A 12803-nucleotide genomic window follows, 5' to 3' on the forward strand; every position below is an offset into this window, starting at 1 on the left:
GGGCGCAAATCGCGCCCCTTTTTATTGCCCGACGGAGATTTCCGCATGATGCTTCCCGCCCTGTTGCGCCGCGCCGCCGGCGCCGCCCTCGTGCTCGCCTGCGCGGCCGCGCATGCCGACCTGAAGGTCGGCGTCGACCTGTCGTCGACCGGCCCGGCCGCCGCGATCGGCATCACCAGCAAGAACGCGATCCTGATGTGGCCGAAGACGATCGCCGGGCTGCCGGTGCAGGTGACGGTGCTCGACGACGCGTCCGACCCGGGCGCGGCCGTGCGCAACATCCGCAAGCTGGTCGACGAGGATCGCGTCGACGTCGTGGTCGGGCCGAACATCACGCCGGCCGCGCTCGCGGCGCTCGACGCGGTGGCCGCCGCCCAGACGCCGATGATCACGCTGGTCGGCTCCGGCGCGATCGTCGAGCCGCAGGAAGGCGCGCGGACCTGGGCATTCAAGATGGCGCAGAGCGACAGCGCGATGGCCGACGTGATGACGCGCTACATGGCCAACCACGGCGTGAAGACGGTCGGCTTCATCGGCTTCGCGGACAGCTATGGCGACAGCTGGCTGAACGAATTCACGCGCTTCGCGGAAGTCCGCAAGATCCGCGTGATCGCGACGGAACGCTTCAACCGCACCGACGCGAGCGTCACCGGCCAGGCGCTGAAGCTGATCGCCGCGAAGCCCGACGCGATCCTGATCGCCGGCTCGGGCACGCCGGCCGTGCTGCCGCAACGCACGCTGATCGAGCGCGGCTACAAGGGCGCGATCTACCAGACGCACGGGATCGCCACGCCGGAATTCATCAAGCTCGGCGGCAAGGACGTCGACGGGACGCTGTTCCCGACCCAGCCGGTGGTCGTCGCGCGCACGCTGCCTGCCGACCATCCGGCCCGCAAGGCCGCGCTCGCGTTCGTCGATGCATATGAAGCGAAATACGGCGCCGGCACGGTCACACAGTTCGCGGGCGACGCGGCGGGCGTGTATCCGCGCCTCGCCGACGCGGTCGGCCGCGCGCTCAAGGCCGCGCAGCCCGGCACGCCGGGCTTCCGCGCGGCGCTGCGGCGCGAACTCGAACGCGCGCACGAACTCGTCGTGCCGAACGGTGTCGTCAATACCAGCGACAAGGATCACGTGGGGCTCGATCAGCGCGCGAGCGTGATGGGGATCGTGAAGCAGGGCCGATTCGTCTATCTGAGCCAGTAACGCACGGGCGGTCGCCGGACAGCTTGCCCGGTGCCCCGTTTTCCGCCATAATTCGCGTTTCGCCGCGCACAATCCGTACGAATCGCATGCGCGGCCAGGATCAAAGCCCAGGTGGTGAAATTGGTAGACGCAGGGGACTCAAAATCCCCCGCCGCAAGGCGTGCCGGTTCGATTCCGGCCCTGGGCACCAGTCTTTCGCAGCGTCAATGCGCTGCACTGTCGAAACCCGCGCAAGCTCGCCGCTTCGCGGGTTTTTTGTTGGTTTTTTGTTTGTTGCGCGCGCCACGCACACCGCAACGCACGCCGTTCCCCGGCGGTCCAAGCATCAGGACACGCAAGCACGGAGGCCGCTCATGTCCACGCGCTTCTTCTTTTCGAGCCCGATCCGCCGCTGCGTGCTTGCCGCGCTGTTGTCGATCATGCTGGGCGGATGCGACCTGCTGCGCGAGCCGCCCGTGCCCGACTGGCCAGGGCCGCATGCGCCCTACCCGTTCCCGGACAGCATCCCGCACCGCACCGAGTGACCGGTTCGATCGACCGCGCACCGAGGTGCGGCCGCGCGTTCAGCGTTGCTCGCAGAACCGCGCGATCGCGTCCGCAACCGCTTCCGGCGCCTCACGCTGCGGAAAGTGCCCGACACCGTCCAGCACGGCGCGCTCGTAGCGGCCGGTGAAGAACCGCTCGCGCCCGGCCGAAGTCTCGGGCCCGTTGCAGGAATCCGCGCCGCCGTGCAGCACGAGCGTCGGCACCGACAGCACCGGTGCGGGTGTCAGTTGCGCGTCGTCTTCCGCATACGCGGCCCCGCCGTCGACGAACCCCCAGCGATAACGGTACGAGTGCAGCACCACGTCGATCCAGTCCGGGCCGTCGAAGGCAGTCGCGGCCGCGTCGAAGTCGCATGCGTCGTACCAGCCGGCCGGCGACCACGTATCCCACATCAGGCGCGCAAACGCCCGGCGATCGTCGCGCAGCGCCTGCTCCCCGCGCGGCGTCGCCAGGAACCAGTGGTACCAGTAGTTGCGCGCCTGCGGCAGCGACAACGCCTGGGCCGGGTCGTTCGTGCCGTATCCCACCGACAGCATCACCAGATGCGAGGCCGCGCCGTCGCGCAACCCGCACGCGTTCGCAACCGCGCGCGCACCCCAGTCGTGCCCGACCAGCACGGGCCGCTCGATGCCGAGCGCGTCGATGAATTCGAGCAGGTCGCGGCCAAGCGCCGCGAGCCGGCCGCTGCGCGGCGTCGCGGAATCGCGAAAGCGGGTCGGCGCGAAACCGCGCAGCGCGGGCGCGAGCACGCGGTAGCCGCGTGCGGCCAGCGTTCGAGCCACGGCCTCCCAGCCGACCGGGCTGTCCGGCCAGCCGTGCAGCAGCACGGCCACGCGTTCGCCGCGCGGGTTCCATTCGAGATAGGCGAGTTCGAGCGACGCGGTCGTCGCATAGCGGTAAGCGGTCATGTGCACTCCGGTTGGTCAGCCTGAATGCCCGATGGTAGGCCCGTCTCTCATCACGATTCGCGGCGTATCATGACTCATTCTTCAAATATCGTGGTGAATCAACCGATGGAACCGCTGACCGATCCCGCGTCGACCGCGCTCGACATCGCGCTGTTGCGTACCTTCCTCGAAGTCGTCGACAGCCGCGGCTTCGCGCCGGCCGCGGAGCGCCTCGCGCTGACGCCGTCCGCGGTCAGCGGCCACATCAAGCGGCTCGAGCAGGCGGCCGGCACGGTGCTGCTCGCGCGCACGACGCGCCGCATCGCGCTCACGCCGGCCGGCGACACGCTGTACGCGTACGCGCGCAACATCGTCGACATGGAGCGCGAAGTGCGCGCGAGGCTGCGCGGCGCGCCGGCGCATGGCCGGCTGCGCGTCGGCGCGTCGGAGGATTTCGCGGGCGCATGGTTGCCGCAGGTGCTGCGCACGTTTCGCGACAGTCATCCGCGCACATCGATCGAACTGAAGGTCGGGATCACCGCGGCACTGCTGCGCGAGCAGACGCTGGGCCGGCTCGACGTCGTGTTCGGCAAGCAATGCAGGCAGGTCGACGCGCCGGGCGAACTGCTGTGGGAAGAACCACTGGTATGGGCGTTCGCGTCGGATATGGCAATCGACACCGAAGGCGATGTGCCGCTCGCGCTGTTTCCGGAGCCGTGCGTGTACCGGGAAGCCGCGGTGTCCTCGCTCGCCGCCGCGCTGCGGCCGTTTCGCGTGCTGTTCGAAAGCGCCAGCATGGCCGGCTGCATATCGGCCGCGCTGGCCGGCTTCGCGGTCACGGCGCTCGCGCGCAGCCAGCTGCGCGACGGCCTGCGCGCATGCGGGGCGCATGACGGCCTGCCGGCGTTGCCGGCCGCGCGCTTTTACGCGTTCGCGTCGAAGCCCGACGGCGCCTGCGCCGCGCTGATCGACGCGGTGCGGGCGACCGGGCGCACCCGGCAGTTCGCCGCCTGAGTACGCGACGCGATGGCCGCACGTGCCGGACGTACCGCGCATGCCGCGTCGCACCGACGCCGATCGATCGGCGTCACCGGCCGGCGAATGGCGGGCGGCCCGCAGTTGCGGCCACGACGCCGCTTTCAGTCGCCGCTGCCGGCCGCGCCCGTGTCGTTCAATGCATCCGCCATCAGCTCGCCGAACCACTCGACGAACGCATTGAGCCGCCTCGACCGATGCCGCCGATGCGGATATACGGCCGACACGTCCATCGGCGCGGCCCGATGGCCGGGCATCACCTCGACCAGCGCCCCGCTGTCGAGCAGATGCACGACGTCGAAGCGCGGAATCTGGATCAGCCCCATGCCGGCGATGCAGCTCGCGATATAGGTTTCAGCGTTGTTGACGATCACGCGGCTGGGCAGCGTCAGCGTATGCCGCCCGCCGTCCGCGCAGTATTCCCAGCCGAGCTCGCGGCCGGTCGTCGGCGACGCATAGCCGATCGCCCAGTGCCCGTGCGCAAGCGCATCGGGATACTCGGGCACGCCGCATTCGCGCAGGTAGTCGGGGCTCGCGCAATTGATCAGCGCGAACTGCCCGAGCGGCCGCACGACGAGGCTGCTGTCCGCGAGCCGCCCGACCCGGATCGCGCAGTCGACACCCTCCTGCACGAGATCGATCGAGCGGTCGGTCGAGCCGAGCGACAGTTGCAGCTTCGGGTAGCGGCGAAACAGCGACGGCAGCGCGGGGGCGATCACGCGGCGCGCGATCCGGCTCGGCGCATCGACGTTCAGCCGCCCGATCACGTCGCGATCGCGACGCCGGAACAGCCGGTCGAGCTCGTCGGCTTCCGCGAGCAGGCGCCGGCCACGCTCCAGCAGCAGCGCGCCGTCGGCAGTCAGCTGGACCTGCCGAGTCGTACGGTGCAACAGGCGCGTGCCGAGCGCGGTCTCGAGCTGCTGGACGGCGGCCGACACGGTCGCGCGCGGCACGTCGAGTGCGTGGGCCGCCTTGATGAAGCTGCCCATCTCGGCAACCTGAAGGAAGATTCTGACCTGATCCAGCTTGTCCATCGGCAGGCGGAGAACGTGGGTTCGGACGACCGCGGCCGGCAAGCGCCGCGCGTCGCGGCCGATCCCGGCGGCACAGATGAAACGGCGCGCGGCGTTGTGGCCGCGCGCCCGTCCATTGTCCATGCAAACGGTCCATTGCGGGTCGCCGCGCACACGACGACCGCCGGCACGGCCCGTTACCGGGTCGGTTACTTGGTCGTATAGCCGCCGTTGATCAGGATCGTCTGCCCGGTGATCCACCAGCCGTCGGTCACGAGATGACGGATGAACGGCACGACGTCCTCGATGTCGGTGAGGCCCGTCTTGCTGAACGGCGACAGCGCGGCGGCCGTCTTGTGATACGCGACCGCGTCGGCGCCTTCGGCCGGGTAGAAGAACGGCGTATCCATCGGGCCGGGCCCGACCGCCGTCACCGAGATGCCGCGCGCGCCGTACTCCTTCGACGCCGCGCGCGTGAAGTGCTCGACCGGCGCCTTCGATCCTTCGTAGGCCGCATAGAACGGCGTGAAGGCGCCGAGCAGCGACGTCACGAGCGTGACGAGCTTGCCGTGATCCTCGAGGTGCCGCCCCGCTTCCTTGATGAAGAAGAACGCCGACTTGCTGTTCACCGCGAACATCTCGTCATATTCGGCCTCGGTGATTTCGGTAAACGGCTTCTTCAGCACCTTGCCGACGGTATTGATCGCGATGTCGATCTTGCCGAAGCGCTGCTTCGCATCGCCGAACAGCTTCTCGACCGCGGCGGCCGTCGTCAGGTCGGCCTGGAACGTCGCGGCTTCCGCGCCGGCCGCGCGCACCGCGGCGGCCGTCTCTTCGGCCTGCGCCTGCGATGCCGCGCTGTTGTAGTGAATCGCCACCGCCTTCGCGCCGTGGCCGGCCAGGTCCCGGGCGATCAGCCCGCCGAGATTCTTGGCGCCGCCTGCGATCAGGACGACCTTGTCTGCGAGCGTATGAGTAGCCACGGTTGACTCCTGTTTGCGTTGAATGAAGCTAGGAGTGTAGGCACGCGCGACGTGCCGGTCAGCCGGGCACGGCTGGATGAATTATCCAGAAAAACGATCCAGTCAGGCATCCGGAACGGTGGGCTGCCCCACCGACGAACGCGACGAAATCCGCTCGACGCGACACGATGCACGGCCGCCGGGCCGTGCGGTTCAGCGCGCGTACAGCGCCGCGTCGATCTTGCCGAGCAGCCACTGCATGCCGGCCAGATGCTGCTGGTCGTGGCTGCACAGGTAATGGACGAGACCGCGCACGGTCAGCGCGCCGTAGCCTTCGAACTCCCCGGTGCGCGCAAACTGCCCGGGCGTGAGGCGCGACACGAGGTCGAGCGTCTCGCGCCGCGCGTCGCGAATCGCCGCGAGCACGTCGGACGCGTACGCGGCGTCGTAGCGGCGCTCGAGCGCGAGCGCATCGCCGTCGACCGACACGAGCAGCGGGTGATCTTCGTCGAGCATCCGCCGCAGCCGCACGTGGTAGCCGTCGATTTCGATGTCGCGCACGTGGCAGAGCTGCCCGAGCGGCGAGAAATGCTCGCTCGGGATCCCGCTCCAGTCGTCGGGGGTCCAGCGCGCGTAGCCGTCCGGCACGGCGGCGAAATGGGCTTCGAGCTGACGGGGGAAATCGGCGAGTGCATCGAGCGTCGTCGGATTCATGCGGCGAACTCCGTGTCGGATGGAGACGGCGGCAGCCCGGGTACGAGCCTGCCGCCGTCGTGGCGCGACTTCACGCTGAAGCCGGACGCTCCTTGCATGCGACGTCCACTTTCCGTGAAGAACAAACGTGCGGCGCGGCGCTCCGGCAGCTTACCAGCGCGGGCGGGTTCGTGCCGGTGCCGGCGCGTGGCTTGATAGAATGCGCGCGCTATGGATCTCGAAAGCATTCTCTACACGCAGGGCTTCGGCTCGCGCCGCCAGTGCCGCGGCCTGATCGAAACGGGCCGCGTCACCGTCGCGGGCGCGAGCGCGACCGACCCCGACGCGTCGTTCGACACCGACGGCCTCGTGTTCACGGTCGACGACACCGCGTGGCCGTTCCACGCCCGCGCGTATCTCGCGCTCAACAAGCCGGCAGGCTACGAGTGTTCGCGCGAGCCGCAACACCACGCGAGCGTGTTCAGCCTGCTGCCCGCGCCGCTCGTCGCACGCGGCGTGCAATGCGTCGGCCGCCTCGACCAGGACACGACGGGCCTGCTGCTGCTGTCCGACGACGGCCAGTTCGTGCACGCGTACACGTCGCCGAAGCGCAAGGTGCCGAAAACCTACGTCGCCACCGTGCGCCACCCGCTCGACGACGCCCAGCTGGACGCGCTGCGCGCCGGCGTGCAGCTCCACGGCGAGCCGAAGCCGATCGCGGCGGTCGCCGCCGACGCGCGCGACACGCACGCGCTCGCGCTGACCGTCCTCGAAGGCAAATATCATCAGGTGAAACGCATGGTCGCGGCCGCCAGCAATCGCGTCGAGGCGCTGCACCGCGAAAGCATCGGCGGGTTCACGCTGCCGGACGACCTGGCGCCGGGCGCGTGGCGCTGGCTCGGGGAAGACGACCTTTCAGCGCTGCGCAATCCCGTCAAAACCCTGTAAGGGAAAATCCGCACGATCGTTCGATGTCGGGCCGCGTCGCGGCCGCCCGATCCCCCGCTATACTGAAATCACAAGCTGTACGAGCAGCAATGCAGGGGAGACATCATGAACTTCAACCATTCTTTCGAACTGTCGTACGTGACGATCGCGTTCGCGGTCGTGGGCGCCATCGTGATCGGCGCGCTGCTGGCCATGATGCACATGAAGCACAAATACCATCCGAACCTGATCGGCGCGCTGATCGGCGCGCTGTTGTGCTTCCTGCTGATCGAGGCGTTACCGGCGCTGACCTGACGCGCCGCGCGGCGCGAGCGTTTGAAGGAATTCGTCTACGGTCGGATAGCGCAACGTCACGCACAATTCGGCCTTGAGCCGCGCATTGGACAGGCGCCGCGACTCGCGCATGAACGACAGGAGCGCCGGCTCGAGTTGCTGCTCGGCGTCCGCGCGGCTGATCCGCGGCGGCGGCGGCAGGCCGAACACCTGCGCGACCCGGTCGAAATACTCTCCCATCCGCAGTTCGCTGTCGTCCGACGCGTGCACGGCGCGCGCCGGCTTGCCGCGCACGGCCGCGCGACGCAGGATCGCCGCGAGATCGTCGGCGTGGATGTGGTTCGTGTAGACGTCGTCGGCCGCGTCGAGTGCCGGCGTGCCGCGCTCGAGCCGCGCGAGCGGCAGCCGGTTCGCCGCGTAGATGCCGGGAATGCGCACGATGCGCGCGGACAGCGCGCCGCGCACCGTCGCCGCCCGCAGCTGACGCTCGGCCGAGACGCGCCGGAACGCGCGCGGATTCGCGGGGCGCAGCGGCTGCGTTTCGTCGATTCGGGCGCCGCCGCAGTCGCCGTATACGCCCGTCGTGCTGGCGTAGACGAGCGTCGGCGCGCGAAGGGCGTCGGGTACAATACGCGCTTCCCGCACCGGCACGCCGGCCTGTCGGGTCGCGGCGCGCAGCGTGCGGAGCCGGCCGACCGACGACACCGCCGGTGCGGACGGCCGCCGCGCAGGCACGGACAATGCGGCGATCAGCGCACGGGTGCGGCGATCGTCGCGGCCGTCGGATTGCGGCGGCGCGAGATGCAGGATCGTGCGGGCGAGGCCCGCGATACGTCCGAGCGTCGCCCGGCGATCGAGGTCGCCGACGAGCGGCGTCGCGCCTGCCGCGCGCAGTTCGTCGCGGCGGCCCGGATGGCTCGTCAGCGCGACGATGCGCAGGTTGCGGCGCGCATCGCGCCATTGCGCGACGCAGCGCAGGCCGACGTCGCCGCAGCCGACGATCAGGACGCGCGGCCGGCGCAGGATTCGAGTCGCGATCATGTTGGTTGCGAAATCAGTAGCCACCGTTGCGCGGCGCGCAACGGGTTTGCATTGTAGCTGCCGTGCGCGATATGCACGGTCCCCACATTTTGTTCTATTTGGTTCTATGGCATTCAACGTTACTCTCAAGCAAAGCGGCCGGCAGTTCCAGGTCGAGTCGGACGAAACCGTGCTGGCGGCGGCGCTGCGCCAGAACGTCCATCTGCCGTACGGGTGCAAGAACGGCGCGTGCGGCTCCTGCAAGGGCCAGATCGTGTCGGGCCAGATCGAACAGGGCCCGCACGCCGCATCGGCACTGTCCAACGACGAGCGCACGCGCGGCCTCGCGCTGCTGTGCTGCTCGAAGGCGCAATGCGACCTCGAGATCGACGTGCGTGAAATCGCCGGCGTCGACGGCGTGCAGGTGAAGAAGCTGCCGTGCCGGATCGCCGCGCTCGAGCGCCGCGCCGACGACGTGATGGTCGTGAAGCTGCAGCTGCCGGCCAACGAACGCCTGCAATACCTCGCGGGCCAGTACGTCGAGTTCATCCTGAAGGACGGCTCGCGCCGCAGCTACTCGATGGCGAACGCGCCGCACGAGGAAGGCCCGATCGAGCTGCACATCCGCCACATGCCGGGCGGCAAGTTCACCGACCACGTGTTCGGCGCGATGAAGGAACGCGACATCCTGCGCTTCGAAGGCCCGCTCGGCACGTTCTTCCTGCGCGAGGACTCCGACAAGCCGATCGTGCTGCTCGCATCGGGCACCGGCTTCGCGCCGATCAAGGCGATCGTCGAGCACGTGAAGCACCGGGGCATCACGCGCCCGATGACGCTCTACTGGGGCGCACGCCGCAAGAAGGACATCTACCTCGGCGAGCTCGCCCAGCAATGGGCGCGCGAGATCCCGAACTTCAAGTACGTGCCGGTGCTGTCCGAGCCGGACGACGCCGACCAGTGGACCGGCCGCACCGGCTTCGTCCATCGCGCGGTGATCGAGGACCTGCCCGATCTGTCGGGCCACCAGGTGTACGCATGCGGCGCGCCGGTGATGGTCGAATCCGCACAGCGCGACTTCACGCAGCACCACGCGCTGCCGGCCGACGAGTTCTACGCGGACTCGTTCACGAGCGCCGCCGATCTCGCGCATCCGGTCTGAGCCCCGGGCGCGCCCGCGCGCCCCGCTGCGCGCCGCCGTGTCACATCCGTGGCATCGCGGCGGTTTACAGTGGGGCGCGGGATGCCTTATGCTTGCGCACATGAACCGCTTCCTGTCCGCACTTCGACGTCGCCGCTCGCCGCTCCGCCCGGATGCCGCCGGCTCGTCACGGACTCGCGCGTAACCTACTCCTCCGCTTCACCGGTTACGCACAAGCTGTTCGACCCACCAGCCACGGCCTTCCGTGGCTTTTTTATTGCCCGCTTTCCTTTCAACGTCCGCTGGAGTCTGCTGCCATGCCCCTGAACGATTACCCGATCGACTCGCTGATGTACATCACGAACCGCCCCGACATCGTGTTTACGCACGGCAAGGGTTCGTGGCTCTACGATCACACGGGCAAGCGCTATCTGGACTTCATTCAGGGCTGGGCCGTCAACAGCCTCGGCCACTGCAACGACGGCATCGTCGAGGCGCTGAAGACGCAGGCGGAGAAGCTGCTGAACCCGTCGCCCGCGTTCTACAACGAACCGATGGCGAAGCTCGCGGGCCTGCTCACGCAGCACAGCGTGTTCGACAAGGTGTTCTTCACGAACAGCGGCGCGGAAGCGAACGAAGGCGCGATCAAGCTCGCGCGCAAGTGGGGCCGCAAGTTCAAGAACGGCGCGTACGAGATCATCACGTTCGACCACAGCTTCCACGGCCGCACGCTCGCGACGATGTCGGCCAGCGGCAAGCCGGGCTGGGACACGATCTACGCACCGCAGGTGCCGGGCTTCCCGAAGGCCGAGCTGAACGACATCAACTCGGTCGAGAAGTTGATCACCGACAAGACCGTCGCGGTGATGCTCGAGCCGATCCAGGGCGAAGGCGGCGTGATCCCGGCCACGCGTGAATTCATGCAGGCGCTGCGCGCGCTGACGAAGCAGCACGACCTGCTGCTGATCGTCGACGAAGTGCAGAGTGGGTGCGGCCGCGCGGGCACGCTGTTCGCGTACGAGTTGTCGGGCATCGAGCCGGACGTCATGACGCTCGCGAAAGGCATCGGCGGCGGTGCACCGCTCGGCGCGCTGCTGTCGAAGGCCGACGTCGCGGTGTTCGAGGCCGGCGACCAGGGCGGCACGTACAACGGCAACCCGCTGATGACGGCGGTCGGCTATTCGGTGATCTCGCAGCTCGTCGCGCCCGGCTTCCTCGAAGGCGTGCGCGAGCGCGCCGAATACCTGAAGCGCAGGCTGCTCGAACTGTCGGAGGAACGCGGCTTCGAGGGCGAACGCGGCGAAGGCCTGCTGCGCGCGCTGCTGCTCGGCAAGGACATCGGCCCGCAGATCGTCGAGAAGGCCCGCGACATGCAGCCCGACGGCCTGCTGCTGAACGCTGCGCGCCCGAACCTGCTGCGCTTCATGCCCGCGCTGAACGTCACGACCGAGGAAATCGACCAGATGATGGCGATGCTGCGGTCGATCCTCGACACGCTCTAAGGAAACCGCCGCGATGGATGCCGCCGCCGATGCTGTCGCGATCCGCCCGTTCGAACGCGCCGACACCGATGCCGTGCTGGCCGTGTGGCGCGATGCGTTCCCGCAGTACGACGAAGCCGGCGCGCCGCCGCACCGCGACCCGCTGCGCTCGATCGAGCTGAAGCTCGCGACGCAGCCGGAGCTGTTCTTCGTCGCGACCCGCGGCGCGCGGGTCGTCGGCACGCTGATGGCGGGGTTCGACGGACATCGCGGCTGGCTCTACTCGTTCGGCGTGTCGAACGACGCGCGGCGGCTCGGCATCGGCCGCGCGCTGATCGCGCATGCGGAACGCGCGCTCGCCGCGCGCGGCTGCCTGAAGATCAACCTGCAGGTGCTGCCCGGCAACGACGATGCATGCCGCTTCTATGCGGCGCTCGGCTATCGCGTCGAGGAACGCATCTCGTTCGGCAAGACGCTGCCGGCCGCGTGACGCCGCCGGCAGCCGCCACGTTCAGCGCGTGATCGGCCCCGCGTCCGGCAGCGGATTGCCGAGCGCGTCGGTCGGCACGGCCTGCTGCTCGAACGCCGCGAAATACGCGGCCCACTGCGACTCGCTCACGCGCACGATCAACGCGCCGTCCTGCCACACGTCGTTGTGATCGTTGTGGTCGTTGCCCGCGCGATGCAGGTAGTTCGAGCCTGTCGAACCCTGGTTCATGTGCGTGTCGTGGATGCCGTTGCCCTCCCTATACGTGCGGCCGAACACGACGACGTCGAGCCCCTGCGACTGCGCGGCATTGACGAGTCGCAGCAGCGACGGGATCGGCTCCGCGTTCTCGGTGCCGTCCATCACCGCGCTGGCACGCCATGCGCCCGTCTCGTTCAGGATGTCGCTGCGCAGATAGTCGAGCGCCGGCAGCGCGGTTTGCCCGGTGAGATCCGTATAGCCTTCGGCCGCGGCCGCGAGCGTCGCCGTGACCGGATGATGGAAATCGTAGACGAGCTTGTAGTTCAGCAGGTCGTCCGCGTCGTTGGTGCCGACGTTGATCGCGACGTCCCAGTCGCCGGTCGGCAATGCGAGCGTCAGGTGGATGTGATACTGGATCTCGCTGCCGTGTGGCGAGCCCTTCAGCTGCGCCACCGACGTTACCTTCGCCTTCACGAAACCGTAATCCAGACTCATGGGTGCTCTCCGTGTCCCGATGAACCGACCATGCTACGCAGGCTGCGTGACGGTTGGTGGACGGCCGGTTTCGGAGGGCCTTCGCGCTACCGTGCCCCGCGCCGCATGGTCGGCGTCACTGTCGAATGCATGAAGTCGCATCCGCGCGCGCAGTTCGCCGCCGGGCGCGCCGCACGAAAAAAAAGCTGTCACGGTATCCCGTGACAGCCTTTCGAAAGCCCTTGCGCGGCACGCCGGCATCCGCCGCCGCACCGCACCGGGCCCGCTCATTTACTCACCCAGATACGCAGCCCGCACCTTCGGATCGTCGAGCATCTGTTTCGCGTCGCCTTCCATCGTGACCGTGCCGGAATCCATCACGTAGCCACGGTCGGCTGCCTGCAGCGCGAGGCGCGCGTTCTGCTCGACCAGCAGCACCGTA

The 12803-nt window shown here is 68.7% G+C and carries 14 protein-coding genes, 1 tRNA gene and 1 pseudogene; 9 read left to right on the forward strand and 7 right to left on the reverse strand.

The annotated features are described in order from the left end of the window. The first annotated feature begins 45 nt into the window (after positions 1–45). The 3 genes from U4Z64_RS17410 to U4Z64_RS17420 all read left to right on the forward strand — a co-directional run bounded on the left by U4Z64_RS17410 (position 46) and on the right by U4Z64_RS17420 (position 1727). Entirely contained in the window at positions 46–1203 is a 1158-nt protein-coding gene (locus U4Z64_RS17410) for an ABC transporter substrate-binding protein (protein ID WP_321820565.1), read from the forward strand. 105 nt (positions 1204–1308) lie between these two features. Then, positions 1309–1393: transfer RNA gene (locus U4Z64_RS17415), tRNA-Leu, on the forward strand. Between the two features lie 163 nt (positions 1394–1556). Then, positions 1557–1727, forward strand: coding sequence for a hypothetical protein (locus U4Z64_RS17420; RefSeq protein ID WP_321820566.1), 171 nt, complete (start codon positions 1557–1559; stop codon positions 1725–1727). Between the two features lie 39 nt (positions 1728–1766). On the opposite strand, the gene U4Z64_RS17425 is transcribed toward U4Z64_RS17420, so the two are convergent. Further along, the gene (locus tag U4Z64_RS17425) at positions 1767–2657 is read right to left on the reverse strand and encodes an alpha/beta hydrolase (RefSeq protein ID WP_321820567.1); all 891 of its coding nucleotides are present in this window, start codon (positions 2655–2657) and stop codon (positions 1767–1769) included. 105 nt (positions 2658–2762) lie between these two features. Here U4Z64_RS17425 and U4Z64_RS17430 point away from each other — a divergent pair, with 105 nt between their 5' ends. Further along, complete coding sequence (locus U4Z64_RS17430) at positions 2763–3650, forward strand: LysR family transcriptional regulator (protein ID WP_321820568.1); 888 nt, start codon at positions 2763–2765, stop codon at positions 3648–3650. A gap of 125 nt (positions 3651–3775) precedes the next feature. Here the strand turns inward: U4Z64_RS17430 and U4Z64_RS17435 are convergent, their stop codons facing one another. The 3 genes from U4Z64_RS17435 to U4Z64_RS17445 form a co-directional block, all read right to left on the reverse strand. Next, positions 3776–4705, reverse strand: a complete 930-nt coding sequence (locus tag U4Z64_RS17435) for a LysR family transcriptional regulator (RefSeq protein WP_321820577.1) — start codon at positions 4703–4705, stop codon at positions 3776–3778. 188 nt (positions 4706–4893) lie between these two features. Next, complete coding sequence (locus U4Z64_RS17440; RefSeq protein ID WP_044845613.1) at positions 4894–5667, reverse strand: SDR family oxidoreductase; 774 nt, start codon at positions 5665–5667, stop codon at positions 4894–4896. 192 nt (positions 5668–5859) lie between these two features. Beyond that, on the reverse strand, positions 5860–6360 hold the full coding sequence (locus U4Z64_RS17445; protein WP_044845612.1) for a DinB family protein: 501 nt from the start codon (positions 6358–6360) through the stop codon (positions 5860–5862). A gap of 210 nt (positions 6361–6570) precedes the next feature. Here U4Z64_RS17445 and U4Z64_RS17450 point away from each other — a divergent pair, with 210 nt between their 5' ends. Beyond that, complete coding sequence (locus U4Z64_RS17450) at positions 6571–7287, forward strand: pseudouridine synthase (RefSeq protein ID WP_044845611.1); 717 nt, start codon at positions 6571–6573, stop codon at positions 7285–7287. A 105-nt stretch (positions 7288–7392) separates the two neighbouring features. Then, positions 7393–7581, forward strand: a complete 189-nt coding sequence (locus tag U4Z64_RS17455) for a hypothetical protein (protein ID WP_044845610.1) — start codon at positions 7393–7395, stop codon at positions 7579–7581. Here the strand turns inward: U4Z64_RS17455 and U4Z64_RS17460 are convergent. Further along, on the reverse strand, positions 7564–8601 hold the full coding sequence (locus U4Z64_RS17460) for an NAD-dependent epimerase/dehydratase family protein (RefSeq protein ID WP_321820569.1): 1038 nt from the start codon (positions 8599–8601) through the stop codon (positions 7564–7566). The two genes, U4Z64_RS17455 and U4Z64_RS17460, sit on opposite strands and share 18 nt — an antisense overlap. Positions 8602–8707: 106 nt before the next feature. On the opposite strand from U4Z64_RS17460, the gene U4Z64_RS17465 reads away from it, so the two are divergent. The 3 genes from U4Z64_RS17465 (at position 8708) to U4Z64_RS17475 (ending at position 11689) form a co-directional block, all read left to right on the forward strand. Beyond that, complete coding sequence (locus U4Z64_RS17465) at positions 8708–9739, forward strand: CDP-6-deoxy-delta-3,4-glucoseen reductase (protein ID WP_321820570.1); 1032 nt, start codon at positions 8708–8710, stop codon at positions 9737–9739. Positions 9740–10035: 296 nt separating this feature from the next. Continuing rightward, positions 10036–11220, forward strand: a complete 1185-nt coding sequence (locus U4Z64_RS17470; protein WP_321812816.1) for an acetylornithine transaminase — start codon at positions 10036–10038, stop codon at positions 11218–11220. Between the two features lie 13 nt (positions 11221–11233). Next, complete coding sequence (locus tag U4Z64_RS17475; protein ID WP_044845606.1) at positions 11234–11689, forward strand: GNAT family acetyltransferase; 456 nt, start codon at positions 11234–11236, stop codon at positions 11687–11689. A gap of 21 nt (positions 11690–11710) precedes the next feature. Here the strand turns inward: U4Z64_RS17475 and U4Z64_RS17480 are convergent, their stop codons facing one another. Together U4Z64_RS17480 and U4Z64_RS17485 are read right to left on the reverse strand one after the other, a co-directional pair. Continuing rightward, positions 11711–12382, reverse strand: a complete 672-nt coding sequence (locus tag U4Z64_RS17480) for a DUF2278 family protein (protein ID WP_321820571.1) — start codon at positions 12380–12382, stop codon at positions 11711–11713. 270 nt (positions 12383–12652) lie between these two features. Then, positions 12653–12803 (reverse strand): annotated as a pseudogene (locus tag U4Z64_RS17485) (ABC transporter ATP-binding protein); the annotation flags it as partial.

The organism is Burkholderia sp. BCC1996 (assembly GCF_905339955.1).
Lineage (GTDB): Bacteria > Pseudomonadota > Gammaproteobacteria > Burkholderiales > Burkholderiaceae > Burkholderia.